This window comes from Thiomonas bhubaneswarensis, from assembly GCF_001418255.1.
GTDB lineage: Bacteria > Pseudomonadota > Gammaproteobacteria > Burkholderiales > Burkholderiaceae_C > Thiomonas > Thiomonas bhubaneswarensis.
The window spans coordinates 138,337-164,847 of sequence record NZ_LIPV01000007.1; the positions used below are offsets into that span (position 1 = coordinate 138,337).

15 protein-coding genes are annotated in these 26,511 nt (G+C 65.7%); 12 read left to right on the forward strand and 3 right to left on the reverse strand.

Annotated elements, in window-relative coordinates; all coding sequences use genetic code 11:
* Window positions 1–11: 11 nt before the first annotated feature.
* The 3 genes from ASC45_RS10715 to ASC45_RS10725 all read right to left on the reverse strand — a co-directional run bounded on the left by ASC45_RS10715 (window position 12) and on the right by ASC45_RS10725 (window position 2,721).
* The gene (locus ASC45_RS10715) at window positions 12–389 is read right to left on the reverse strand and encodes a PA2779 family protein (protein ID WP_055451026.1); all 378 of its coding nucleotides are present in this window, start codon (window positions 387–389) and stop codon (window positions 12–14) included.
* A 90-nt stretch (window positions 390–479) separates the two neighbouring features.
* Window positions 480–1,286, reverse strand: coding sequence for a sulfite exporter TauE/SafE family protein (locus ASC45_RS10720; RefSeq protein WP_055451027.1), 807 nt, complete (start codon window positions 1,284–1,286; stop codon window positions 480–482).
* 145 nt (window positions 1,287–1,431) lie between these two features.
* Window positions 1,432–2,721: an NAD(P)/FAD-dependent oxidoreductase gene (locus ASC45_RS10725; protein ID WP_055451028.1), complete on the reverse strand. Its 1,290-nt coding sequence runs from the start codon at window positions 2,719–2,721 to the stop codon at window positions 1,432–1,434.
* A 425-nt stretch (window positions 2,722–3,146) separates the two neighbouring features.
* On the opposite strand from ASC45_RS10725, the gene ASC45_RS10730 reads away from it, so the two are divergent.
* From ASC45_RS10730 to ASC45_RS10785, 12 genes are all read left to right on the forward strand, one after another.
* Window positions 3,147–3,656: a YeeE/YedE thiosulfate transporter family protein gene (locus ASC45_RS10730; RefSeq protein ID WP_055451029.1), complete on the forward strand. Its 510-nt coding sequence runs from the start codon at window positions 3,147–3,149 to the stop codon at window positions 3,654–3,656.
* Window positions 3,653–4,255, forward strand: a complete 603-nt coding sequence (locus ASC45_RS10735) for a YeeE/YedE thiosulfate transporter family protein (protein WP_055451030.1) — start codon at window positions 3,653–3,655, stop codon at window positions 4,253–4,255. The genes ASC45_RS10730 and ASC45_RS10735 overlap by 4 nt, the downstream gene beginning before the upstream one ends.
* 104 nt (window positions 4,256–4,359) lie before the next feature.
* Window positions 4,360–4,611 carry a hypothetical protein gene (locus tag ASC45_RS15530; RefSeq protein WP_072243041.1) on the forward strand — a complete coding sequence of 84 codons (252 nt, stop codon included), beginning with the start codon at window positions 4,360–4,362 and terminating at the stop codon, window positions 4,609–4,611.
* A gap of 57 nt (window positions 4,612–4,668) precedes the next feature.
* Entirely contained in the window at window positions 4,669–5,391 is a 723-nt protein-coding gene (locus ASC45_RS10745) for a DUF6969 family protein (RefSeq protein ID WP_055451032.1), read from the forward strand.
* 85 nt (window positions 5,392–5,476) lie between these two features.
* Complete coding sequence (locus ASC45_RS10750) at window positions 5,477–6,466, forward strand: sulfurtransferase (RefSeq protein ID WP_055451033.1); 990 nt, start codon at window positions 5,477–5,479, stop codon at window positions 6,464–6,466.
* Between the two features lie 318 nt (window positions 6,467–6,784).
* Complete coding sequence (locus ASC45_RS10755) at window positions 6,785–7,402, forward strand: XrtA/PEP-CTERM system exopolysaccharide export protein (RefSeq protein WP_055451034.1); 618 nt, start codon at window positions 6,785–6,787, stop codon at window positions 7,400–7,402.
* A gap of 38 nt (window positions 7,403–7,440) precedes the next feature.
* Window positions 7,441–9,111, forward strand: coding sequence for a TIGR03016 family PEP-CTERM system-associated outer membrane protein (locus tag ASC45_RS10760; protein ID WP_055451035.1), 1,671 nt, complete (start codon window positions 7,441–7,443; stop codon window positions 9,109–9,111).
* A gap of 10 nt (window positions 9,112–9,121) precedes the next feature.
* Window positions 9,122–11,278: an XrtA/PEP-CTERM system-associated ATPase gene (locus ASC45_RS10765; protein WP_055451036.1), complete on the forward strand. Its 2,157-nt coding sequence runs from the start codon at window positions 9,122–9,124 to the stop codon at window positions 11,276–11,278.
* Window positions 11,279–11,330: 52 nt separating this feature from the next.
* Window positions 11,331–12,935 carry an XrtA system polysaccharide chain length determinant gene (locus ASC45_RS10770; protein WP_055451037.1) on the forward strand — a complete coding sequence of 535 codons (1,605 nt, stop codon included), beginning with the start codon at window positions 11,331–11,333 and terminating at the stop codon, window positions 12,933–12,935.
* Window positions 12,936–12,944: 9 nt separating this feature from the next.
* Window positions 12,945–13,898 carry an XrtA-associated tyrosine autokinase gene (locus ASC45_RS10775; RefSeq protein WP_055451038.1) on the forward strand — a complete coding sequence of 318 codons (954 nt, stop codon included), beginning with the start codon at window positions 12,945–12,947 and terminating at the stop codon, window positions 13,896–13,898.
* 254 nt (window positions 13,899–14,152) lie between these two features.
* Window positions 14,153–21,535, forward strand: a complete 7,383-nt coding sequence (locus ASC45_RS10780) for a polyketide synthase (RefSeq protein ID WP_245610028.1) — start codon at window positions 14,153–14,155, stop codon at window positions 21,533–21,535.
* A complete protein-coding gene (locus ASC45_RS10785) occupies window positions 21,535–26,505 on the forward strand; it encodes a non-ribosomal peptide synthetase (protein WP_055451040.1) in 4,971 nt (1,656 codons plus the stop codon). The genes ASC45_RS10780 and ASC45_RS10785 overlap by 1 nt, the downstream gene beginning before the upstream one ends.
* Window positions 26,506–26,511: the final 6 nt, after the last annotated feature.

Below are 26,511 nucleotides of genomic sequence, written 5' to 3' on the forward strand. Positions count from 1 at the left end.
CCAGGCTTTGCTCAAAGCGCCAGAACGACCAGAATCGCCACCAGGAGAATGATCACCATCTCCTGAAAGCCCAGCGCACCCGCTGCCGGCATGCTGTTGATCTGGCCGGCCAACTGCGCGACCTCGGCGTTGCTCAACGCGGCCAGACGCTGCTGCGTGACTTCCTGGCTCAAGCCCATCTGCTCGAGTTTGGCCTGCACGTCGGCGCGTGCCATGAAGCTGTCAAGCGTCTGTCGATCCTGCGCCAGGGTTGCAGCGCTGGCGCTCTGCTGCGATTGGGTAAGTTGCTGCGTTCCGATCAGTTCGGCACGCGCCGCAGGAGCCGATGCCATCAGCCCGAGGCCCAGGGTCACTGCCCAGAATTGACGGGAAATGCGCGAAGGATTCATGTCCAAGCCCTTTCAAGTCGAAGAAAGACCAAGCCGTGAACGGCCCTGACAGCCTTTTGGCTCGGTCGTAGTGATGGTACGCGATCCGTCTCAACCGCCCAGCGCGATCAGCACGCCCACCACCACCAGAAACGCAGCGAACACCCGCTTGAGCGAAGCCCCCGAGATGCGGTGCGCCACCCGCACGCCGTAAGGTGCCAACGCCATGGAGGCCACTGCCGTGGCCGCCGCTGCTGGCAAGAATACATAGCCCAGTGCGCCCGCGGGAAGCGGATGCACTGGCGCATGGACGGAAAGCATGTAGCTGAGCGCGCTGGAAATGGCGATGGCCAGACCGCACACGGTGCTCGTTGCCACCGCCTTCACAGGCTTGACGCCTAATGCCACCAGCAGCGGCACCGTCATCGACCCGCCACCTATCCCCACGATCGACGAGACCGCGCCGATACCAGCCCCCGCAGGCAGCAGCCAGGGTGAGCGCGGCACATGCTCCTGCCCCTCTGCCACCTTGCGGCTTTTCCCCAAGGCCATCTGCACGGCCATCAAGGCGCAAAACCCCGCGATCACATAGCGCAGCGCCTGCCCGCTGAGCATCTGCGCCAGATGCGCGCCCAGAAAGCCGCCGACCACCATGCCTGGCGCAAGCCAGGCCCAACTCGGCCACATCACCCCGCCCCGGCGGATATGCGCGGTGGCCGAGGAGATGAAAGTGAGCACGATGCTCGCCATCGACGTGGCGACCGCCACATGGATCACTTCGTCCTTCGGAATGCCCAGCGCCGGCAGCGCAAAGCTCAGCGCCGCCACCAGCAAAAGCCCGCCGCCGATCCCCAGCAACCCGCCGAGGAAGCCCGCCGAAGCTCCGGCCACCAGAAAAATCAAAAGGGAAAACAGCATCGTCGTCTCTCTGCGCACGTCATGGCGCGTCACATCAGCAAGTCCACAGCCTAACCTCGCCGCCACGCCATTGCGCAGTCTGGGGGGACGAAAAAAAACCCGCAGTCCTGATCGACTGCGGGCTGTACTCAACACAGCGGACGGATCAGTCCTTGCGTTCGGGGTGAAGCAGGCGCTCCATACCGATGAGCTTCATCATGTATTTTTCGTAGATCGGCTCGGAATTGCCCTTCTTCATCTTGCGGATGAAGTATTTCTCGAACGCAATCTTCGCCAGATGCACCCACTTGCCTTCGCCGAACCAGTTGACGTTGCGCGGCGGAATCTGCGGAATGGCGACGAAGGCCGCACCCGTGTTGCCGAAGTCGGCCAGGCAGATGGCCTGCCAGGAGCCGCGGTGCGTGGGTTGCTTGCCCGCGAGTTCTTCCTCGATGTTGTGCACGATGGCGGTGACCATCGACTCGATCATGTAGCCGGTCTTGGGCACGCCGCAGGGCACCGGGGTGGGGCCGGTGGGCGGAATGGCGATGCACACGCCGGCCGAGTAGATGTTCTTGTACTTCGGGCTGCGCTGGTTCTGGTCGACGATGACGAAGCCGCGCGGATTGCACAGACCTTCCACCGCCGCCACCGCGTCCACGCCCTTGAAGGCGGGGAGCATCATCGAGTGCTTGAACGGCAGTTCGTGCTGCTTGACTACGTTGCCCTGCATGTCCAGCTCATCGACGAACATCTTGCCGTCTTCGACCTTGGTGGTCTTGGCATTGGTGATCCAGCGGATGTCGTGGCTGCGGAACGCGCTTTCCATGATGCCCTTGGAGTCGCCCACGCCATCGAGCCCGAGGTGGCCGATGTAAGGCTCGGAGGTCACATAGGTGATGGGCACCTTGTTGCGGATCTTCTTCTTGCGCAGCGCGGTGTCGAGCACCATGGTGTACTCGTAGGCTGGGCCGAAGCAGCTCGCACCGGGCATCGCACCGATGATCACCGGGCCAGGGTTGGCCACCAGCTTTTCATAGTCGGCGTAGCACTTCTCGGCGTGGTCGATGCTGCAGATTGACTGGGTGTACCCCCCGTGTGGCCCAGCGCCCGGCACTTCCTCAAAGGAGAGTTTGGGGCCCGTCGTGATGACCAGGTAGTCGTAGTTGACCTTGGCGCCGTCCTGCAATGTCAGCGTATTGCTCTCGGGCTCGATCTTGGTCACCGCCTTGGGAATGAAATCGATGCCCTTGCGCTCGAGATAGGGCTTGATGGCGAAGATCACCTCGTCGCGGCTGCGCCAGCCCACGGCCACCCACGGATTGGAAGGAACAAACTGGAAATAATCCACGGTGTTGATCACCGTGACCTTGTGGGCTTTGCCGAGCGCTTCGCGCAACTCGTAGGCGGCCGGCATGCCGCCGATGCCAGCGCCCATAACAACGATATGTGCCATACCCTGGTCTCCTGTGTGCAAATCTAAGCAATGCCCGAATGCGCTCGGGCGGCGTTCTCAAAGGCTGAGGGCCGAAGCCTGTCTTCCAGATCTCGGCCGAACACCCCCAAAACCCCTGTGACTCGCAATCCGCCCCCTTCGACGACCGGGATCGCCGATTTCCGCATGATTACGCCCACGAATTCAAGCATATCTATACCGCCCTACACTTTCCGGGGATTCCAGAGAGCCGACCGGAATTCCTTGATTAAACGCAAATTTCAAATTCATGCATCGGTGTTAGTCCTAGTCTGGTTAAACCCTAATACTCCCGGAAGCATTGCGTAATCCTTTCTATACTTGATTTGAGACAAGCCTGATCATCCGATCGGGCAAGCGGATGTCCCGTCAGAGGCCGCCGCACTTCACCTGGAGGATGCCTACCCATGCGCAATACCCCTCGTCCACTCTGGAACCCGTATGTGGCCGGAGTGCTGCTCGGATTGGGCCTTCTGGCCACCTTTCTCGTCACCGGCAACGGCTACGGCGTGACCGGCGCCACCACGCTGGCGACGGCGGCCGTGGCTGGCAAGGTCGACCCCAACACGGTCGCCGCCCACACCTACCTGCACAACCTGTTCGAAGTCGGCCTCGACCGCTGGATCGTCTGGGAAGTCGTCGGCCTGGCCATCGGCGCGCTGATCGGCAGCGTGCTGGCAGGCCGCTTCAAGTTTCAAGTTGACGGTCCCACCCAGGCTGGCCGTAGCCTGCGACTGGTGCTCGCCGTGATCGGGGGCATCGCCGCCGGTTTCGGTGCCCGCCTGGCACTGGGTTGCACCAGCGGCATGGGCCTGTCCGGCTCGGCCACGCTGGCAGCTGCCGGTTTTCTGTTCCTCATCGGCTTTTTCATCGCTGGCATCGTCTTCGGCCAACTGACGAAAGGACTCTGGAAATGAGCTTCCCTCTTGGATACACCGGCCCGGTATCGGGCATCATTCTTGGCCTGATCTTCGGCTACGTCCTTGAAAACGCCGGCTTCGGCAGTGGCTGCAAGCTCACCGCCCAGCTTCGGTTCAAGGACTGGGCCGTGTTCAAGGTCATGTTCACCGCCATTCTGGTGTCCGCCGGTGGCCTCTACCTGCTTCAGGGTCTGGGCGTCATTCAGGTCAGCGACATGTTCGTGCCCTCGGTCTTCATCTGGGGCAGCTCGCTCGGCGGCGTGCTGATCGGTGTGGGCATGGCCGTCGGCGGCTATTGCCCCGGAACCTCGATCGTGGCCCTGTTCTCGGGCAAGCTCGACGGTCTGGTCTTCCTGCTGGGCATCGCCATCGGCACCCTGGGCTTCAATTCGGTGTTCAGTTCAATCGAAAGCTGGGCCTGGAAGCAGGTCGGACCGGACGGCCTCACCCTGCCGCAACTGCTGCACCTGCCGGCCTGGGCCGTATGGGGCCTGCTGTTCGCCGTGCTGGTCATCGTGGGCTATCTCACCCGCACAGGCATGTCCACGCGCAAGGCGGGCAAGGCATCTGGCTCATTTGCCGCACAAAACGGTTAAATTGACCCGCGTTGTCAGCGGCAAACCCTGTCCGTACGTTGTTCACGGACAGGGCCGCATCTGAACAGCGTCTCTGTATTTCAACCACTCTTCAGGAGTTACACATGGCTAAAGCCCGCATCATCAAACTGTCTCAAGCCCTTCCCGCCCTGGCCCTGGCTGCTGCCGTCGTCGCCCCCATGCCCCAGGCCCTGTCGAGCCTGTCGGCCACCGGCGTTGCACACGCTTCGAGCAATCCTTGCGCACCCAGCAACCCCTGCGCACCGTCCAAGAAAATGGAAAAAAAAATGGAGAAGAAGAGCAGCAACCCCTGCGCTCCCTCCAAGGGCAGCAACCCCTGCGCGCCTTCCAAGTAAGCTGATCCCCACCATGGCGCCGCATGCCGAACATCGGCAGCGGCGCCACACCAGCCCATGATCCAGTCCACTTCCCTTTTGTCCGGTCATGCCCCCAAGGGTCGGCGCCACACTGCCGAACTGCTGCGCGATCTGACCGAGCAAGAGCGAAGCGATCTGTATGCCGCAGGTCAGCGCGCCCTGGAGGCGACGCAGGCCATGCTGCAAAAGGGCAAGACGGTGATCTCCGAGATCATCGGCTCCACGCCCTATGTGGAGTGGGAGCACTATCCCAAGCGCGATGCCAAGAGCCGCAGCGGCGCCCTGTTCTACTACCACGCGCACGCTGCCTCGCAGCGCATGAAGGGCGAGCACGGCCATTTTCACGTGTTTGCCCCTAACGACCGTGCCACCTGCCCGCATGAGCAGCGCTACACCCACATTGCCGGGCTCTCGGTGGACGCGCGTGGCATGCCGCTGCGCGTCTTTACGACCAACCAGTGGGTGACAGCCGAATGCTGGGAAGACGCCGATCGCGTCTGCGCCATGGCGCGGCAGACCGAGTTGAAAGACGCCAGGCCCCACAAGGTCGGTCTCTGGCTCGATGCCGTGTTTGCTTTTTTTCGTCCGCAGATCGATCTGGTGATCCATCTGCGAGACGCCCGCATCAAGGCTCTGGAATCAGGTGGACGCACGCATTGGTCGGAAGACCGGCGCACCCACATCCTGAGCCAGTGCCGTATCGATTTTTCAACGCAGATTCTTGCGTTGGAGGAACTGGGTGCAAGCGCCCAGAAGTAAGGTCAGGCGCGCAAGCGCCCTGAAGTGAGCCGGGCGGGTACACGCCCTGAAAATGCAGTTCCACCATCTCAGACGAGGAGCCAACATGAAACTGAAGCATCTGATCGGCATGAGCGTCATCGCCGTTGCCGCCGCCCAAACCGCCGGTGCAGCCACCCTGCCCGGCCCGCTGGTCACCCCGCAATGGCTCAACGAGCACAAGAGCGAAGTCGTCATCGTCGATATCCGCGATGACCTCAAAACGCTGACCGAAGAGCCCAAGTTCGAGGTCGACAAGAAGACCAACAAGAAAGACCTGGTGAAGGTCGGCGGCTACATTGCCGGAACGACGGCCTTCGTCGACTTCGGCAAGATTCGCGAAGAAAAGACCATCGACGGCGTCAAGATCAAGGCCCAACTGCCCACCGCCGACTTTTTCACCAAGGCAATGGACACCGCAGGTCTGAACAAGGTCGACAAGCCCCTGGTCATCGTGCCCGAGGGCAACAGCGTGGACTCGATGGACATGGCGACCCGCCTGTACTTCCAACTGCGCTACTTCGGCGAACCGCGTGACAAAGTGGCCATCCTGAACGGCGGTGTAGCGTCCTGGCTGCAGGCTGGCATGCCCGTCTCGACCGACAAGCCGACCATGACCAAGGGCGACTGGACCGCTGGCGCTGAAGACAAGGCCATTCTGGCCACCATGCAGCAAGTCAAGGAAGGCCTGCAAGGCGGCAAGGATCAGTTCGTCGATGCCCGCCCCACCGCTCAGTTCCTCGGCATTGTGAAAAAGCCGATCAACAAGACGGGTGGTCACCTGCCAGGCGCGCGTTCCTTCCCGACGGATGCCATCGTCAAGCCGGTTGGCGTCGCGCATGAGTTCATGAGCGCCGACGACTACAAGAAGATCTACGCCGAGTTCAACATCCAGCCGGATGCTCAGACCATCACCTACTGCAACACCGGCCACCTGGCTTCCGGTGCATGGTTCGTCACCCACGAAATCCTGGGCAACAAGAACTCCAAGCTCTACACCGGCTCGATGATCGAGTGGACCAACCTCGGCAACCCGACGGTCGGCCTGCCGCAGTAAGCAATCTGCAACCTTTGACGCACACCGGCACTCAGGCGCACGCCTGGGTTGAGCCGATTGTTGCGACGCAGCATCAAACGCCCGGACTTGTTCCGGGCGTTGTCGTTTGTGGCAGCCTGCCCCCCGCATTTGGGTGGTAAAGCGCAACGATGGAGGCATCCGCCTGGGCAGTGGCAAGTCAATCCCCCAGAGGACGTGAGAAATTTCACAGCGCCAGATGGGTGAAACCCGATCAAATAAGGGCTTGTTCCTTCGACACTGGCCTTTGACAATCTGGCGGTGTTACACACTTCTCCACCGACATTACCGAGGACGAGCATGTTCCATCGCAATCCCTTTAGCAGTTTCTGGCGTCTGGCCCTGGCTTCGTTTGCCGCGCTGCTGCTCGGCGCGTGCGCCGCCAACAACTACCCGCCCGCACCGCAAAAGATCACCCAGGGCGCCTATCACTACAAGGTCGGCGCCGGCGACACGCTCAACGTCAACGTCTGGCGCAACCCCGATCTGTCCATGTCCATCCAGGTGCGCCCTGACGGCCGGATTTCCACGCCTCTGGCCGCCGATGTGCAAGCCGCGGGCAAGACTCCGGGCGAAATCGCCAAGGAGGTCGAGGAACGCCTGTCCAAATACGTGCGTGATCCTGTCGTGTCGGTGGTGGTGACCGGCTTTCATGGCCCGTACAGCCAGCAGATCCGCATCGTCGGCCAGGCCGTGCGCCCCATCGCCATTCCCTACCGCGAGAACATGACCCTGCTCGACGTGATGATCGCCGCAGGAGGCCTTACCGAGTTCGCCGACGGCAATGCTGCCGTGCTCGAGCGCCACGGCAAGACCTACAGCATCAAGCTCGGCAATCTGCTCAAGCGCGGTGAGATGTCGGCCAACGTGCCGGTCGAGCCGGGTGATGTCATCATCATTCCGCAAAGCATGTTCTGAACCGCCACGCAGCGCTTACCTCCAATCCGACACCCACCATGCAAACAGCCCTTCGCCACAGAGTCCTTTTCGCGCTGACCCCGCTGGCCCTGTGCCTGTTGCATGCCGGTGCGGCCTCGGCGCAGACGGTGCCCGGAGCCATTCCGGGTCTCAATACCGCCGTGCCTGGTGGCCTGGGTCTGCCGGAGGCCTTTCAGGGCAATGAAACGGGCGGCGCACTGGCCGCCCCGCTGGATGCGGCCAGCGCGCCAGTGCCGCGCGGCAACTTCGTGCAACCGTCACTTGGCATGTCGGTGGTGCAGACGAGCAATGCGTATTTCGGCACTTCCACCCCGGCGAAGTCGGACACCATCATCAGTATCACGCCCGGCATCGCCTTCCAGACCGAAGGCCCCGATCTGCGCACCTTCGGCAACTTCGCCCTCAATGCCCAGTACTACGCCCGCGGCTCCTACAGCAACACGGTGCTGCCGTCGGGTGTGCTGGGGCTGAGTGCGCGGCTGGTCGATCAGTGGCTGTATTTCGATGCCGGCATCACCTCGCAGCAAAACGCCCTGCTCACCATTCCGGCGCAGGGCACCGGCACCGCCACCTACACCACAACCCAATATCGCGTCAGCCCCTACATCGACCACCGCTTCGACGACAACCTTCGACTGCGCGCACGCAGCGACAACACCTGGACGCACATCAGCGGCAACCAGACCGGACAAGCGCTGAGCAACGGCCGTTACAGCGTGCAATCGGTCCAGCTCGACCGTCGTCCCACACCCTTCGGCTGGGGTCTCGACGCGCGGCAGGAGGAAACCGTCTACACCACCAGCGGCTCGCTCACCGTGCGTGACGAGATCGCGCGGGCCCGTGCGCTCTTTGCCTTCACACCGCATTTCGAGGCCGGGTTGATCGGCGGCTACGAGCATTACTCCACGTCTTACGACAGCCTGGGGCACAGCATCTACGGCGTGCAGGCCCGCTGGCAGCCCAATGTGTTCACCCGTGTGGACGGCGTGGTGGAGCGTCGTTTCTTTGGCACCGGCTGGAATGTCAATGCCTCGCAGCAGATTGCGCGCCTCAGCCTGCGGCTGAACTGGAACCGCGCGCCCTCCAGCTTCCTGGCCGGGTTGCAGACCATTCCGTCCGGAGTAAGCCTGTCCAATTTGCTCGATGGCATGCTGGCCTCGCAATATCCCGACCCCGCGGCCCGCGCCCGCGCGGTGCAGAACCTGCTGTCGGTCACCGGGCTGCCGTCCACCCTGCCCAACGCGATCAACTACTACACCCAGTCGGCCACGCTGCAGGACACGCTCACCGCCACCGCCGTATTGCTCGACCAGCGCAACAGCTATGCGGCCAGCCTGTTCCACACCAAGACCCAAGACCTGATCCTGCCGGGCTCCAAGCCGCTGAACTATCTGTTGCTGGCCTCGGCCGATTATGTGCAGAACGGCGTCGGCCTCAGCTACGGCCGCAGGCTCACTCCGGTAATGAGCCTGAATGTCGGCGTGTTGCGGGCGCTGAACACGGGCTTCGGCCTGAACACCGGCGTGAGCATCCGTCAGACCACTTTCATCGTGCAGGTCTCACGCCGCCTGTCGCCCAAGACCCTGCTGGTGGTGGGTGCCCGCAGGCAACTGCTCGACACCGCCAATACCGGCATTCTCAATGCTAACGAGTCGGCCATCTACGCCGGGTTGACCCATCAGTTCTGATCTCCGGCCCATGTACGCAGCCCACTTTGGCCTGAGCGCCCCTCCGTTCCAGCTCAATCCCGACCCGAGCTTTCTGTTCGAGAGCAAGGGCCACAACTACGCGCATCAATACCTGCGCTACGGCGCGATGCAAGGCGAGGGTTTCATCATCGTCACCGGCGAGATCGGCGCGGGCAAGACCACCCTGGTGCGCGCCTTGCTCAATGAACTCGACCCGACCAAGGTCGCTGCTGCGCAGATCGTCAGCACCCAGCTCGAAGCCGACGACCTGCTGCGCGCGGTCGCCAATGCCTTCGGGGTTCCGTCGAAAAACGCCTCCAAGGCCGAGCTGCTGGCCGCCATCGAGGCGCACTTCACCACGCTGATGCTGCAGAACCGGCGCGCCCTGCTGGTCATCGACGAGGCACAAAACCTCAACCCGGCCGCGATCGAAGAATTGCGCATGCTGTCCAATTTCCAGTACGGCAACCGCGCCCTGCTGCAGAGTTATCTCGTCGGTCAGCCCGAGTTGCGCGAGGTGCTGCGCGCGCCCAATCTGGAGCAACTGCGCCAGCGCATCATCGCCAGTTGCCACATCGGCCCGATGGACGCAGACGAAACCCGCGCTTACATCATCCACCGCCTCAAGCGGGTGGGATGGACCGGCCGTCCGCAGTTCGACGACGCCGCCTTTGCCACCATCCACGACTGGACGGGAGGACTGCCGCGCCGCATCAACATGCTTTGCAACCGGCTGCTGCTCTCGGCCTTTCTCGACAACATCGAGCAGATCGACGCGACCCGCGTCGATACCGTGGCCCGCGAGATTCGCGAAGAAATCGGCGGCCTGATGCGCCCGGCCGACCCCGTGGAGCCCCACGCGCCCACGATCACCGCGCCGGTGCACACCCCCGCGCCTGCGGCCAAGCCCAATGCACCGCCGTCGCAAGCCCCGCAAGGTCTGGCCGAACTGCCCATCCTGCGTGATGTCGCCGAAGCGATGACCCGTGCGCCCGCGCCGCCCAAACCCGGCGAACCCGGGCCCTTGATCTGCATCGCCCAGACGCAGGAAGACCGCATTGCCCTGCACCCGCTGATGCAGAAGATGAAGGTCTACGTCGGCCTGCCAGCGCCCCTGCTCGTCGGCCTTGAACACCTCGCCACATCGGCGGTTGCCAACGACCCGGCCCTGGCGGAAATCGATCTCGCCCTGCTGCCCGATGCACAGGAAGAACAGCCCGGCCTGGCCGTGTGGACGAACTGGCTCGATCAGATCTTCGAGACCTACCGGCCCACCGCCGTGCTGACCTTCTCTCACGGCGATGCCGCACTGGCCGCGGCGCTGATGGCCAAGCGTCGGCGCCTGTCGCACATGCACATCGAGTCGGGGCTGCGCCACGGCGACCGCGCCGATCCGCAAGAGATCGACCGCATCCTGATCGACCAGCTGACCGACCTGCATCTCACGCTCGATCCGGGAGGTGCCGATTTGCTGACGCACGACGGCATCGCGCCCGAGTCCATCCGCGTCGTCGGCAATCTGCGCATCGATGCCACGCTTGGCGCCATCGCCCAGGCCCCAGACCCCAAACAATTCGCGCCCGACATCGGCGTGCCCAAGACCTACCTTTCCAACGCGCAGGGCTACGCGCTGCTCGTGCTCGAAGACGCCGAATGGTCGGCCTCGCGCGAAAAGATGATCGACATGCTGGCCAACGCCAAGCGCCTGAGTCGCATCCTTCCCGTGATCTGGCCCATGCCCGCCGCCACCCACAGCCGCATGCTGCAATACGGGCTGAGCAATGCCCTGCGTGGTGCCCGCGTCGCCTGCGTGCCCGAACGGCCCTATGGTCAGACCCTCGCCCTGCTCAGGCAGGCCACCTGCCTCTTGACCGATCGCGCCAACCTGCAAGACGCCAGCTCGCACCTGGGCATACCCTGCCTGACCCTGCAAGACCATTGCGCCCGCACGCACACCCTCCGCCAAGGCAGTAATCAAGTTGTCGGGCGAGACTTCCGCCGCATCTTCCAGGCGATGGGCGACATTCTCGAGGGCGATCGAAAGGCGCGTCCCAACCCTTTCAACTGCGACGGCAAGGCTTCCGACCGCATCGCGCAGGCGCTGGAGACCTGGCTCATGACCCAGTGGGAAAACCAGGTGCTCGAAACCCTGGAGACCCACGCATGAACGGCGCACCCTCCGGCAGCCCTGCCCCCACATTTCTCTGAGACGTCACACCATGAACGACTTACTGCGTCCTCTGTTCAACCTCCTGCCCGGCATGTGGGACAGGCGATGGGTGGGCCTGCTCACCGCCTGGGTCATCATGGTGCTCGGAGGCGTCGGCGTGGCGCTGTTCCACGAGCGCTACATGGCCTCCGCCCGCGTCTATGTCGATACCCAGACGCTGCTCAAACCGCTGATGCAGGGCCTGACCGTGCAACCCAATATCGACGATCAGGTCGCCATGGTGGCCCGCACCCTGCTGGCGCGGCCGAATATCGAAAGATTGGTCCGCGAAAACCATCTCGCCCCCGACAACGCCAGTCCCGACGTCATGAGCCGTGCGGTCGATGCGCTCAACAAGAATCTCAAGCTCAACATCAACGCCCGCGAAAACCTCTACGGCGTCAGCTACGCCAACCCCGACCCTAAGGTCGCACTCAAGGTGGTCACCGATCTGGTCAACATGTTCCTCGCCTCGGGCATAGGCGGCAAGCAGCAGGATACCGAGCAGGCACTCAAGTTTCTCGACGCGCAAGTGGCCGACTACGGCCGCAGGCTCACCGCGGCCGAGCAGAAGCTCAAGGATTTCAAGACCCAGCATCCGGGCTATTCCGGTGCCGCCAACGTCGATTACTACACCCGCGTCAACCAGACTTCCGATCTGCTCTCCCAGTTGCAAGGTCAACTCAGCGCCGCGATTGCCGCGCGCAATGCCATCAGCGCGCAAATGCGCGGCGAGTCCCCGACCATCAGCGTCACCGCGCCCTACATGGCGCCCGCTACCGCGCCAGCGGCGCCCGGAGTTCCCGCCGCGGTTCTCGATGTCGAACGACGCATTCAGGAGCAGCGCAACCGGCTGGACGATCTGCTGCAGCGCTACACCAACGACTATCCCGATGTCATCACCGCCCGCCAGACCCTGGCCCGACTGGAGGCCGAAAAGAAGGCGCGCCTGAAAGCTGCGGCAGAACAGCCCGCCCATACCGGCGAGCCCGTCCCGACCCTCAACACCATCAGCGCCGCCAATCCCGCCTATCAGCAGTTGCGGGTGCAGGTCGCCCAGGCCGACGCCAATGTCGCCTCTCTGCAGGCCCAGGTGGCCGAAGCGCAGAGCCGCCTGAGCCAGTTGCGCAGCCAGGCCGGCAAGATGCCCGAGCTCGATCAGCAATACGCCGAGCTGATGCGCGGCTACGACGTCATCCGCAAGAGCTATGACGACCTGGTGGCGCGACGCCAGTCGGCCGGGCTCACGCAGAAGGTGGATGCGTCCTCGCAACTCGCCGTATTCCGCGTGGTCGATCCGCCGCGCGTGGAAAACCATCCGCTGTTCCCGAGCAAACCCATGCTCATCGCCCTGCTGGTGCTCTTTGCGCTGATCTGTGGCGTTGCCGCGAGCTTCATCGTCTCCCAGGTCATGCCGACCTTTCACAGCCCGCGCCACCTGCGGGAATCCATCGACCGCCCTGTGCTTGGCAGCATATCCATGCTGAATTCACCCGACATCCTCGCGCACGACAAACGCAACAACCTGAACCTCGCCCTGGGCGTGGGTGGGATGGTCCTGATCGGCCTGCTCTGGGCCATCTGGGCGCATTTCACACGGCAGGTCGGCGTCTAAGGAAACACCATGAGCACCATCGAACAAGCCGTCAAACGTCTGGAAGAGCTGCGCACCGCAGGCGTGGACGTGCCCTGGACTCCCGCGCCGCCCACCGAAGCCACGGCACCCGCACCGTCGCCCTTTGTGTCCGGCGCACCCGCCGCCAGCCCAGCGGCAGCGCCCAGCGTGCACCCGCTGCCGCCCCAGCCCGCCAGTCCTGCGGCGCGCAGCGCCAAGCCGCAAGACATGGGCACCCGCTCGAAGCAGGTCGAGATCGACCTCAGCCGGCTCGCGGCCCAAGGCTATATCGTGCCGCATGCCACGCGCTCTCTGCTGGTCGACGAGTTTCGCGTCATCAAGCGACCGCTGCTGGGCAACATCACCGGCGCAGCCTCGACCAAGATCGACCGGCCCAACCTCATCATGGTGACCAGTTCGCTGCCCGGCGAAGGCAAGACCTTCGTCGCGGCCAACCTCGCCATGAGCATCGCCGCCGAGCTCAATCACACCGTGCTGCTGGTCGACGCCGACCCCTCGCGCAGCACCCTGCTCGAACGTCTGGGCATCGCCCCCGCGCAGGGCCTGATCGACAAGCTGCTGCATCCCGAGCTCGACCTGTCCGACCTCATCCTCGCCACCAACGTGCCCAAGCTGGCCGTGCTGCCCGTGGGCACGCCCAGCGCCCAGGCCACCGAGCTGTTCGCCAGCGCCACCATGGACCTGCTGCTCGAAGAAATGGCCCATCGTTACCGCGACCGCGTCATCATCCTCGACGCGCCCCCGCTGCTGCCTTCCGCCGAAGCCCGCGCGCTGTCGCTGCATGCCGGCCAGATTCTGTTCGTCGTACAGGCCGGGCGCACCCACCAGGGCACGGTACAGCAATCGCTCACCATGCTGCAGGACCACCCGATGGTCTACACCCTGCTCAACCAGAGCCGCGGACCGAAAGCGGGTTCGCCTTACGGCTACTACGCCTATTGAACCGCCCCCATGCCGCGCTGCGGCAGCCTGGACGGGGCCGAACCCAAGCGGCCTAACTGATGGCATAGGTTTGCACCGTCATCTTTTCTGGCGAATTCGGTGAGAAATTCCCGGAAATCGCAACGGGATCGCCCCTCTCCCCTGCTTGAGGCCTAGTCAAACCGCCGCCGACGCTGTGCAATGCCCTCATGGCCGGAGGCTGCCGAACGGGGGGTTCGGACGAGTGCCGACCCAAGCCTTCGGTGGTGGCAGCCATGCACAGTCCTACAAACAGCAGCAGTGTCCAGTCCCGTCTCGGCGATTTCGCCCAGCTCGCGCCTGAAGCACATCGCACGCCTTATCGAGTCGAGCTTGAAGTGGGTCACGCATCGGCCCATCACCTGCTCGCGGCGGCCGCGATCACCCTGCAAAGGCTTTGCGGCCCCGATGCGCCGCTACGGGTGCTGGTGCGACCGGGTCAGTCGTTCCCGGTGGTGGCCGCGCCCGGCGAGACGGCTCAAGGCCTCATCGACCGCCTGCGCGAACATCTGGCTCATCCGCCCACTGAGACGCCTGACGATGCATCCACCGATCTGATCTGGCTTTTCGACCCTACTCAGGCCAACGACGCCCCGGCGCTGCTCCCCGAAGCCCTGCTGCTCATTCATGACCCGCAGCGGCAAACCCTCGCTGTTCTCTCCTCCGGGTTTTATCCGGCGTCCTGGGCCGAATCGCTGTTGCGCGCGGTGCTCACCGTCGCCCGCGCCATCGAGCGCGATCCCATGCGGCCAGTCGAACAGTTCGATCTGGTCGATGCCGAACAGCGAGCCGCCCTTCTTGCGCTCAACCCGCCCAGGCGCCCCGCGCCGACCGCACTCAGCGTGCCTGCACGCTTTGGCAAGATATGCGCCCAGCACGGCGACGCTCCGGCGCTGCGCTGGCAAGATGGTCAGTGGAGCTACGCCCAGCTCGACGCCAAGGCGCGGGCCGTGGCGGCGACGTTGCAGGCGCATGGTGTGGCGCCAGGTGACGTGGTTGCGCTGTGTGTCGATCGCTCACCCGCTGCCATCGCCACGGTGCTCGGCATACTCATGCTTGGTGCCGCTTATCTGCCCATCGACCCGAAGTTTCCACCCGAGCGCGTGGCCTATATGGTGCGGGATGCGGCTGCCCGCCTCGCGCTCGTTCAGGCCGAGACGGCCGCGTTGTTTCCCGCCGGGCTCCAGACCCTCGACCTCCAGAACTTGTTGAACGACGCCGATGCGCCGCCCTTGCTCGACGAGGTGCCGTGCTCGCCAGAGGGGACGGCTTATGTGATGTACACCTCCGGCTCCACCGGAGAACCCAAGGGCATCGCCATTCCCCACCGCGCCATCCTGCGCCTGGTCGTCGATGCCACCTTCATGCCGCTCGACGCCTCGACCGTCATGCTGCACGCCGCGCCGCTGGGTTTCGACGCCTCCACGCTCGAAATCTGGGGCCCGCTGCTCAACGGCGGCTGCTGCGTGCTGCACGACGAGTCGATCCCCACCGGCCCCGGCATCGCCCGCAGCATCGCGCGCCACGGTGTGCGCAGCGCGTGGCTGACCGCGGCGCTGTTCAACGCCATCGTCGATGACGACCCGCACTGGTTCCAGGGCCTCGATCATCTGCTCACCGGGGGCGAGGCCCTGTCGGTCGCCCACGTTCGTCGCGCGCTGCAGGCGCTGCCGCAAACCGCCCTGATCAACGGTTACGGCCCGACCGAGTGCACCACCTTCACGGCCACCTACCGTATTCCGCATGCGCTGCCCCCCGACGCCCTGGCCATTCCCATCGGCTACCCCATTCAGGACACGCAGGTGTTCGTCCGTTCAGGTACCACAGGCGCGCTGCTGCCGCGCGGCATGGTGGGCGAGCTGTGCGTGGGCGGGCGGGGCGTGGCCAAGGGCTATCTGAACCGCCCCGAACTGAGCGCCGAGCGCTTCGTGGCCGACCCGCTCGACGCCGACGGCCTGCTCTACCGCACCGGCGATCTGGTGCGCTGGCGCGATGATGGCGCGCTCGACTACATCGGCCGCGCCGACGGACAGATCAAGATTCGCGGCTATCGCATCGAGCTGGGCGAGATCGAGGCCAAGCTGGCTGCACAGCCCGGCGTGCAGGCCTGCGCCGTCAACCTGCACCGCGACGCCGCGCTGGGTCCGCAACTCTTTGGTTATGTCGTGGCGCAAAGCGGCGCGGTGCTCGACCTCAGCGCCATGCGCAGCGCCCTGGCTGCGCTTCTGCCCGACTACATGGTGCCCGCCCACCTCATTGCCCTAGACCGCCTGCCCGTCACCCTCAACGGCAAGCTCGACCGCAAGGCCCTGCCCGCGCCGACGCGCATCTCCAAAACCGGCGCTGCCGTCTCCGATCCATCGGCAGGTCTGTCGCAGGAAGTGGCCGCGGTGTTCGCCGAGGTGCTCGGTCTGGATCACGTAGGCCCATCGGACAACTTCTTCACCCTCGGCGGCAATTCCCTGCTGGTGCTACGCGCCCTGACTGCGCTGCGCCAGCGCGGCCAGGGCCAGCTCAGCGTCGCCGCGTTTTTTGGCGACCCCACCCCGCGAGGCATCGCCGCGCAGATCGGCGGTCAGGTTGGCGTCGCCGCCAACCGCCTCACCGCCGCCCACCGCGCCGATCACAGGGCAGACGCCTTGCGCGACGAGCCCATCGCCATCATCGGCATGGCCGGGCGCTTCCCCGGCGCGCCCAGCGTGGAGGATTTCTGGCGCATGCTCACCGAAGGCCGCGAAGGCATACGCTTTTTCCGCCCCGACGAGCTCGACCCGGCCATTCCCGCCGACTTGCGCGCCGATCCGGCCTATGTCGCGGCGCGCGGCGTGCTCGACGGCGTGGCCGATTTCGACGCTGCCTTCTTCGGCATCAGCCCGCTCGAAGCCGAGCTGATGGACCCGCAGCAGCGCGTGTTCCTCGAACTGTGCTGGGAGTGCATGGAGCGCGCAGGCCATGTGCCCGGCCAGACCGCCACGCCGGTGGGCGTGTTTGCCGGCATGTACAACGCCACCTACTTTCAGCGCCATGTCAGCGCCCATCCCGACAAGGTGCGGCGCCTGGGCGAGTTCCAGGTCATGCTCGCCAACGAGAAGGACTACATCGCCACCCGCACCGCCAACCGCCTCGACCTCACCGGCCCGGCGGTGAGCGTGCACACCGCCTGCTCCACCTCGCTGGTCGCCATCGGCCAGGCCGTGGACAGTCTGCGCAGCGGCCAGTGCGGCATGGCCCTGGCCGGTGGCGTCTCCATCACCTGCCCGCCCGACAGCGGCTATCTCTACCAAGAGGGCGCGATGCTCTCGCCCGACGGCCACACCCGCACCTTCGACGCCAACGCGCAGGGCACGGTGTTTTCCGACGGCGCCGCCGTGGTGCTGCTCAAGCCTCTGGCCGATGCCCTGGCCGATGGCGACACCATCCACGCCCTGATCCGCAGCGTCGCCATCAACAACGACGGCGGCGGCAAGGCCAGCTTCACCGCCCCCAGCGTGGACGGGCAGTCCGCCGTGGTGGCTGCGGCGCTGGCCGCCGCAGGCGTCGGCGCAGAGGCCATCGGCTACGTCGAGGCCCACGGCACCGCCACCCCGCTGGGCGACCCGGTGGAAATCGAGGCGCTCACCCGAGCCTACCGCCAGACCACCGCCCGCACCCAGTTCTGCCGCATCGGCTCGGCCAAGAGCAATATCGGCCACACGGTCATCGCCGCCGGGGCCACCGGGGTGATCAAGATCGCGCTGGCGCTGCAAACCGGCACCATCCCGCCCACCCTGCACTTCCACGCGCCCAACCCCAGGCTCGGGCTGGAGCAGACTCCCTTCATCGTCAACGCCGACCTTTCCCCCTGGCCGCGCGACGCGCAGCCGCGCCTGGCCGGGGTCAGCAGCTTCGGCGTCGGCGGCACCAACGCCCACGCCATTCTGGAAGAAGCGCCACTGCCTGCACCGAGCACCCCTGCTCAAGGGCCGTTCATCCTGCGGCTTTCAGCGCGCAGCGCCAGCGCCCTTGCCGAGCGCGCCACCCAGCTTGCCGCCCATCTCGGCGCTCACCCCGACACCCCGCTGGGCGATGCCGCGTACACCCTGCGGGTCGGCCGCAAGGCCTTTGCCCATCGCCTCACCGTCGTAGCCGACGATGCCGCCGACGCCGTGCGCGCCCTCGGCGAAGCGCAGGCACCGTTGCGCGCGCAGCGCCAGGCACCGGCCACGCCCCCGCCCGTCGCCCTGCTGTTTCCGGGTCAGGGGGCGCAATATGCGGCCATGGGCAGCGGCCTTTACGACGCATTGCCCGAGTTCCGCGAAGCGCTCGATGCTGCCCTTGCCGCATTCGCCCCGCACACCGAGTACGACCTCAGAGCCCTGCTGTTCGGCAGCGATGCCACGGCGCTGCAACCCACCGCCGTCACCCAGCCCGCCACCTTCTGCGTCGAGTACGCCGTGGCGCAGTGGTGGCTTCAGCGCGGCCTGCAGCCCAGCGTGCTCATCGGCCACTCGGTCGGTGAATTCGTCGCCGCCGTGCTGGCCGGGGTGTTCTCGCTCGAAGACGCCGCCGCCCTGGTGGCCCTGCGCGGCCAGCTCATGCAGGCGCAGCCGCCGGGCGCCATGCTGTCGGTGCGGCTTGCGGCCAGCGCGCTCTCGCCCTATCTTGACGCCGATCTCGACCTCGCGGCAGAAAACGGCCCGCAGGCCAGCGTGGTGGCCGGGCCGTTCGACGCCATCGCCCGGCTGCTGACGCGGCTCGACGCCGAGGGCATCGTCAACCGCCCGCTGCAGACCTCGCACGCCTTCCACTCCGCGATGATGGATGCGGCCCTGCCACCGTTCGAGGCAGCGGTACGGCAGGTTGCACTGCAAGCGCCACAGCGCACCATCATCTCCACCCGCACCGGCCTGGTGCTCAGCGCCGAGCAGGCCACCGACCCCGGTTACTGGGCCAGGCATCTGCGCGATACCGTGCGCTTTTCCAGCGCAGTGCGCACGGCGCAGGCGCTGCATGCCGGGCTGGTCGGCGTCGAATGCGGGCCGCGCGGCAGCCTGAGCGCCTTGATGCGGCAACACGGCACCGCAGGTCAAAGCGCACCCATCGCCCTGCCCAGCCTGCACGACGCGGCTGCCAGCGAGCTGCGCCAACTCGCCAGCGCCGTGGGCCAGCTCTGGACGCTGGGTCACGACGTGCCCTGGTTCGACGCCGCAGAAAGGCGCCAGCGCATCCTCCTGCCCACCTACCCCTTCGAGCGCAAGCGCTACTGGCTGGATGCCGCCGTGGCGCCCCAGCCCGCCCTGCCCCAACCCACCGCATTGCAGCCCAACGCAGCACCTGCAAGCGCTGCAACCAGCACCCCGCCTGCCGCCTCCATCGTTGCCGCCTCTTCCATTTCCATTCCGACGACTGCCGCCATGACCCAAGCCGCCTCGCGCCTGCCTACGCTCATCGCCCGCCTCAACACCCTGTTCGAAGACAGCTCTGGCGTCGAGCTGGCCGACACCGACCCGACCGCCGCCTTCGTCGAACTCGGGCTCGATTCGCTCACCCTCACCCAGGCCGCGCTGCAGATCAAAAAAGACTTCGCCCTGCCCATCACCTTCCGCGACCTGATGGAACGGTACCGCAGCGTCGACGCCCTGGCGCGGCACATCGACAGCCAGCTTCCGCCCGAAGCGCCCCAAACCGCACCTCAGTCCACGCCCCAACCCGCAGCCCAGCCCGCCGTCGCGCCGCACGCCCCCCTCGCACCACCCGCAGGAGCCTTCGCCATGCCCCAGCCTGCCGCCTTCGTCCCGCAAGCCATGCCCGTCTCCCCGGCTGCGGCTGCGAACACCCCCTTCATGCAGCAGCTCATCGCCCAGCAGATGCAACTGATGGCGCAGCAGCTCGCCCTTCTTGGCGGCTTGCCCAGCGGCGCACCCGGGGCATTCGCCCAGCCGGTCGTGGCCGATGCGCAGGCTGCACCGCAGGCGCAGCAAGCCGTCACGGTTGCTCCAGCCGCCCCGGCGGCGCCCGCGCCATCGCCAGAAGCGCCCGCCGCAGCCAGCGCCCCGCCCGCCGATGACGAAAGCCCCAACGCCAACGCCAAGTACGACGTGAAAAAGGCCTTCGGCGCCATCGCCCGCATCCACACCGCGCCCACCGGCGAACTCAGCGCCCGACAGCAGGCGCGGCTCGACGCCTTCATGCGCCGCTACATCGAGCGCACCAAGGCCTCCAAGGCTTACACCGTACGCCACCGCCCGCATCTGGCGGACCCGCGCGTGGTCAACGGCTTCCGCCCGCAGCTCAAGGAAATCATCTACCAGATCGTCATCGCCCGCTCCGCCGGTTGCCACATGTGGGATCTCGACGGCAACGAGTACGTCGACGCCCTCAGCGGCTTCGGCATGAGCCTGTTCGGCTGGCAACCGCCCTTCATCGTCGACGCCGTGCGCAAGCAGCTCGACGACGGCTACGACATCGGCCCCCAGCACCCGCTGGCGGGCGAAGTGGCCGAGCTCATCTGCGAGCTCACCGGCGCCGACCGCGCCGCGCTGTGCAACACCGGCTCGGAGGCCGTCATGGGCGCCGTGCGCGTGGCCCGCACCGTCACCGGCCGCAGCAAGATCGCCATTTTCGCCGGGGCCTATCACGGCATCTTCGACGAAGTCATCGTGCGCGGCACCAAGAAGGGCCGCTCCATTCCCGCGGCGCCGGGCATCATGCCCAACACCTCGGAAAACGTCGTCGTGTTCGACTACGGCACCCCCGAAACCCTGGCCGCCCTCAAGGAACGCATGGACGAGTTCGCCGCCATCGTGGTCGAGCCGGTACAGAGCCGCCGCCCCGACTTCCAGCCGCGCGAATTCCTCCACGCCCTGCGCGACCTCACCGCGCAGGCCGGCACCCTGCTCATCTTCGACGAAGTGGTCACGGGCTTTCGCTCGCATCCCGGCGGCATCCAGGCGCTGTTCGACATCCGCGCCGATCTGGTGAGCTACGGCAAGGTCGTGGGCGGCGGCTTCCCCATCGGCGTCATCGCCGGCAAGCGCCAGTTCATGGACGCGCTCGACGGCGGCCAGTGGCAATACGGCGACGACTCCGTGCCCACCGTGGGCGTGACCTACTTTGCCGGCACCTTCGTGCGCCACCCCCTAGCCCTGGCCGCGGCCAAGGCCGTGCTCCTGCACCTCAAGGCCGCAGGCCCCGAACTGCAGCACACCCTCACCACCTCCACCGCCGCCATGGTGGACGAACTCAACGCCTACTGCCGCCAAGTGGGCGCCCCCATCGTTCTCAAATCGTTCTCCTCGGTGTGGAAAATCTTTTTCACCGAAGACCACCCCATGCAAGACCTGCTGTTTGCCATGATGCGCAGCCGCGGCGTGCACATCCTCGACAACTTCCCCTGCTTCCTCACCACCGCCCACACCCCGCAGGACATCGCCGTCATCAAGACCGCATTCAAGGAAGCCGTGGCCGAGTTGCAGGAAGCCGACTTCATTCCCCGCCACGCCGATGCGGCCCCCGCCGCCTTTGATGCCAGCCGCCCGCCCGTGCCCGGCGCGCGCATCGGCAAAGACCCCAGCGGCAACCCCGCCTGGTTCGTCCCCAACCCCGATCAACCCGGCAAGTATCTCCGCCTGGACGCATGATGAACGACCTCTCCCACGCCTCGTCCGCTACAGCGGTCGACTATGACCCCTTCGCCGACGCCGCGCCCGTCGCCCGCGTGGTGCCCACCACCGAAGCCCAGCGCGAAATCTGGCTGGCCTGCCAGCTCGGCGGGGATGCCACGCTGGCGTACAACGAGTCGATCACCCTCCATCTTCATGGCGCCTTCGATCTGCAACCCCTCAGCGCCGCAGTGCGCAACCTGACCGACAGACACGACGCTCTGCGCGCCACCTTGAGCGCCGATGGCCAGCAATTGCTCATCGCCGCGCATCTGGCGCTCGACATCCCCGTGGACGATCTGCGCGGGCTTGCGCCCGATCAGCGCGACGCCGCCCTGAGCCAGGCCGCAGCCCAGGCCGTTTCCACGCCCTTCGATCTGCAGCAAGGCCCGCTTTTCCGCGCCCGCCTGCTGCGGCTGGCCGACGATCACGTCGCCCTGCTGCTCAGCGCGCATCACATCGTCTGTGACGGCTGGTCGTTCGGCGTGCTGGTCAGCGAGATCGGCGCGCTCTACGCAGCCCAGCGGGGCGAAGCGCCAGAACCCGATGCGCCCGCCAGCTTCGCTTCCTTCGCCCAGGCGCTGGCCGAGCGGGAGGGCACAGAAGCCCATCGCGCCGACGAGGCCTACTGGCTCGGCCGATACGCCACCGTGCCCGCCGTGCTGGAACTGCCCTGCGACCACACCCGCCCGGCCACGCGCGTGTTCAGCTCCAGGCGCATCGATCATGTCCTGCCCGCAAACCTGGTCTCGGGCGTGCGCCAACTCGGGGCCAAATCCGGCGCCAGCCTGTTCTCGACCCTGCTCTGCACCTTCGGCGCCCTGCTGCAACGGCTCTCCGGCAATGACGACGTGGTGGTCGGCGTGCCCGCTGCGGGGCAAACCCTGCCGGGCTTCGAGACGGTCGTCGGCCACGGCGTCAACCTGCTGCCCCTGCGCCTCATGCCCGATGCCGCCGCGCCGCTGGCGCAGTCGCTGCCCGCGGTGCAATCGGCCGTACTCGATGCCTTCGAGCACCAGCACTACACCTTCGGCACCCTGTTGCAGAAGCTGCTGATCGAGCGCGACGCCTCGCGCGTGCCGCTCGCGCCGGTCATGTTCAACCTCGATCAGGCCATCGACCTGCGCAGCTTCGGCGAACTGCGGGTGAACGTCTCGTCCAACCCGCGGCAGGCCGAGAATTTCGAGCTGTTCGTCAACGCCGTGCCTCTGCCCGATGGCGGCCTGCAGCTCGAATGCCAATATGCCGCCGCCCTGTTCGACGACATCACCGTGCGCCGCTGGCTGGCGAGCTATCAGACCTTGCTGAGCCGACTCTGCGCCGCGCCCGAGCAAGCCCTGGGCAGCATCGACATCGTCACCGAGGCCGACCGTCAGCAGCTCGCGCAACTCAACGCCACCGCGGTGCCGCTGCCCCCCGGCCTGATGCTGCACCAGCTCCTGCACGCCCAGGCCCTGCGCACGCCCGAGGCCACTGCGCAGATCGCAGGCGGCGTGCCGCAGTCCTACGCCCAGCTCTGGGCGCAGGCCCATCGCATCGCCCATGCCTTGCGCGCACGCGGCGTGCAGCGCGGCAGCCGCGTGGGCCTGTGCCTGCCGCGCGACGCCGACATGCTGCCCGCGTTGCTGGGCGTGCTCGTCGCGGGCGCGGGCTATGTGCCGCTCGACCCTAGCTTTCCAACGTCGCGGCTGGCCGACATGGCCGAAGATGCCGAACTCGCCCTGCTCATCGCCAAATCCACCTCGGCCGAAGCCCTGCCCTGGCCGCGCGAGCAAAGCCTCTGGCTCGATGCCGACGCCGCCATCATCGCCGCCCAGCCCGACACCGCGCCACAGCCCGATGCCGAGCGCGACGCCACCCCCGAGTCACTGGCCTACATGATCTACACCTCGGGGTCCACCGGCAAACCCAAGGGCGTCATGCTGCCGCACCGCGCCGTGGTGAACTTTCTGCTGGCCGTCACCCAAAGGCCCGGGCTCAAGGCTGGCGACATGCTCCTGGCCGTGACCACGCTGTCGTTCGACATCGCCGTGCTCGAACTCCTGCTGCCGCTCGCCAACGGCGCCACCGTGTTGCTGGCCAGCCGCGAACAGGCCGCCGACGGCTTCGCCCTGCGCGACCTGCTCGAACGCCATCCAGTCACTGCACTGCAAGCCACCCCCAGCACCTGGCGCCTGCTGCTCAGTGCGGGTTGGTCAGGGAATCGACAGCTCAAGGCCCTGGTGGGCGGCGAGCCCCTGCCCGCCGACCTCGCCGCGCAGCTGCTGCGCAGCAGCGGCGAAGTTTGGAATATGTACGGCCCGACGGAAACCACCGTGTGGTCCACCTGCTGGCGGGTCCAGGAAGACCCCGCAGGCATCGCCATCGGCACCCCCTTGGCCAATACCCAGGTCTGGGTGCTCGATCAGCGCGGACAGCTCTGCCCCATCGGCGTACCGGGTGAAATCCACATCGGCGGCGCCAGCGTCGCGCTCGGCTACTGGCGGCGCGAGACGCTGACCGCAGAGCGCTTCATCCCCGACGCCTTTTCCACCGAACCCGGCGCGCGCCTTTACCGCACCGGCGACCGTGGCCGCTGGCGTAACGACGGCCAGCTCGAACATCTCGGGCGGCTGGACTTCCAGGTCAAACTGCGCGGCTTTCGCATCGAGCTGGGCGACATCGAATCGCACCTGACGCAGCACCCCGACGTGGCCCAGGCCGTCGCCCTGGTGCGCGAAGACACCCCGGGCGACGCCCGCCTGGTCGCCTACGTCGTGCCGCCGCAGGGCCACACCGCCCCCACCGCCGCCGCGCTGCGCGCCCATCTGTCCGCCAGCCTGCCCGCCTACATGATGCCGCAGCATTTCGTCGCCCTCGACAAACTGCCCCTGCTGCCCAACGGCAAGATCGACCGCAAGCGTCTGCCAGCCCCACAGCCCGACCAGACCGTGGCCGCACCGAGCCGCGTTGCAGCTCGCAACGATGTTGAGCAAACCGTCATGACCGTCATGGAGAAGGTGCTCAAGCTACCCGCGCTGAGTGTGCATGACGACTTTTTCGCCCTGGGCGGACATTCGCTGCTGGCCGCGCAACTGATCGCACAACTCAACAATGCCTTTCAGTTGCATCTTCCCTTCCGCTTGGTCTTTGAAGCGCCGACAGCCGAGCGCATGGCGCACGAGATTGCGCAACGGCTCGGCGATGGCAAGGCCAGATACCCCGTATTCCGGCATGACCCAACGCGCAAGACTGCTCCCCTGACTGCACAGCAGGAGCGCATCGCATTCATGGAGGAGCTTCATCCGGGACGGGTGACCTACAACACGCCATCGGCGCACCGATTGCGTGGCCCGTTCGACCTTGCGGCCTTTGAGCGTGCGTTTCATGCCATGGTGCAAAGGCAACCCGCCCTGCGCACCTTCATTCAGAAGGAGGCTGATGGCAGCCGCACTCAGGTCATTCAGGACGAACTGAAGATTGCAATCCCGTTCACCGATCTCAGCGGCATTGCGGAAAAACAGCGCGAAGCCGAGTTGATGCGTCAGATGCAGGCCATCGTCGATCAGCCCATGGACATTCATCAGGCCCCACTGTTTCGCGCCGCCCTGTTCAAGCTAGGCCCGTCAGAGCATGCGTTCCTGTTCATGCCGCACCACATCATCTGGGACGGCTGGTCTTTCGATCTGCTGTATGAGGAATTAGCGTCGGAATACACCGCCATGGTTGCAAATACGCCCCCCGCACCGCGCCCATTGCCGGGAACGTATGCCGACTATGCGCAGTGGCAGGCCGAATGGATGCAAAGCGAAGCCTTCGCCCAGCAACTCCATGCCTGGAACGCCCACATCAACAGCCTGCCAACACCCAAGGCGCCCAGCACCGACAAGCCGCGCACGGCAGGCATGACGGGCGAGGGTGCATCTGCATGGGTACGCATCGACAAGACCTCGACGGAATCGCTGCGCGCGATCAGCTGCAAGGCCGACGTGACCATGACCACCCTCGCCCTTGCCGTCTATGCCGCAATGATGGCGCAGACGGCTGGCAGTGAAACCATTTCCGTGGGGGTACCGGTGCGGGGACGCACCCTTGCTCAAATCGAATCGGTGATGGGATTCTTCAATAACCTCATCCCCATTCAACTGCGTCTCGATCCCGACGAAACTGTGACCGCCTTGCTGCGCCGGGTCAAGCAGGAATTCCTCAACGCCCTCAACTACCAGGACATTCCCTTCGAGCGCCTCGCCATGGAGCCTGAGATGCTGGCACGCTCCAAACAGGCCGGGCTGTATCAGGTGTTGTTTTCCTTCCAGGATGCACGCGAACGTCCACGTCAATGGGGGGAACTGATTCAGAGCAGCATCCTCATCTTCCAGAAGGGCGCCACCGAAGACCTCGGCCTGTGGCTCATGGAAGTACCGAGCGGCCTGGAAGGCGGGATGACCTATAACGCCGACATCTACACCGAAACCACGGCGACCCATCTTCGCGAGCGCTTCCTCGAACTCGTGCAAAGGTTGATCGCTGCGCCCGATCAAACCGTCGGTCAACTGCTCGACTCGGCCGCGTCGCCCTCCGCTCGCGCCCTGGCTCATCTGGCAGCCGCTGCCATCCCCGATCAAACGCCGCCGCCGAACGTCAAACCGCGGCAACAGCGCCGCGCCTTGACTGCAAGCGAGCAACTGCTGGCGGAAATCTGGAGTCCGCTGCTGGGCATCCCCGCTGGCGACATCCAGCCCCAGGACAATTACTTCGATCTGGGCGGGGATTCACTCTCAGCGCTGCAAGTCATCGCGCAATTGCATGCGCGCACCGGTCGGCGTGTCGACGCCCGATTGCTGGTGTTCGAGTCCTTCGAGCAATTCGCTCGCAAGCTCGATACCAGCAAGATCGAGGCGCCCGTGGCCGCGGCGCGCAAGGGCGGTCTCGTCAAGCGACTATTCGGCGGCCTTTCGCGCGGCGGCTGACGAAGC

Excerpts from the sequence above, each read along its gene's own strand:
- ASC45_RS10770 (WP_055451037.1), top strand. The coding sequence starts at position 11,331 with ATGAACGACTTACTGCGTCCTCTGTTCAACCTCCTGCCCGGCATGTGG.
- ASC45_RS10780 (WP_245610028.1), top strand. The coding sequence starts at position 14,153 with ATGCACAGTCCTACAAACAGCAGCAGTGTCCAGTCCCGTCTCGGCGAT.
- ASC45_RS10765 (WP_055451036.1), top strand. The coding sequence starts at position 9,122 with ATGTACGCAGCCCACTTTGGCCTGAGCGCCCCTCCGTTCCAGCTCAAT.
- ASC45_RS10715 (WP_055451026.1), bottom strand. The coding sequence starts at position 389 with ATGAATCCTTCGCGCATTTCCCGTCAATTCTGGGCAGTGACCCTGGGC.
- ASC45_RS10720 (WP_055451027.1), bottom strand. The coding sequence starts at position 1,286 with ATGCTGTTTTCCCTTTTGATTTTTCTGGTGGCCGGAGCTTCGGCGGGC.
- ASC45_RS10745 (WP_055451032.1), top strand. The coding sequence starts at position 4,669 with ATGATCCAGTCCACTTCCCTTTTGTCCGGTCATGCCCCCAAGGGTCGG.
- ASC45_RS10775 (WP_055451038.1), top strand. The coding sequence starts at position 12,945 with ATGAGCACCATCGAACAAGCCGTCAAACGTCTGGAAGAGCTGCGCACC.
- ASC45_RS10785 (WP_055451040.1), top strand. The coding sequence starts at position 21,535 with ATGAACGACCTCTCCCACGCCTCGTCCGCTACAGCGGTCGACTATGAC.
- ASC45_RS10760 (WP_055451035.1), top strand. The coding sequence starts at position 7,441 with ATGCAAACAGCCCTTCGCCACAGAGTCCTTTTCGCGCTGACCCCGCTG.
- ASC45_RS10730 (WP_055451029.1), top strand. The coding sequence starts at position 3,147 with ATGCGCAATACCCCTCGTCCACTCTGGAACCCGTATGTGGCCGGAGTG.
- ASC45_RS15530 (WP_072243041.1), top strand. The coding sequence starts at position 4,360 with ATGGCTAAAGCCCGCATCATCAAACTGTCTCAAGCCCTTCCCGCCCTG.
- ASC45_RS10755 (WP_055451034.1), top strand. The coding sequence starts at position 6,785 with ATGTTCCATCGCAATCCCTTTAGCAGTTTCTGGCGTCTGGCCCTGGCT.
- ASC45_RS10750 (WP_055451033.1), top strand. The coding sequence starts at position 5,477 with ATGAAACTGAAGCATCTGATCGGCATGAGCGTCATCGCCGTTGCCGCC.
- ASC45_RS10735 (WP_055451030.1), top strand. The coding sequence starts at position 3,653 with ATGAGCTTCCCTCTTGGATACACCGGCCCGGTATCGGGCATCATTCTT.
- ASC45_RS10725 (WP_055451028.1), bottom strand. The coding sequence starts at position 2,721 with ATGGCACATATCGTTGTTATGGGCGCTGGCATCGGCGGCATGCCGGCC.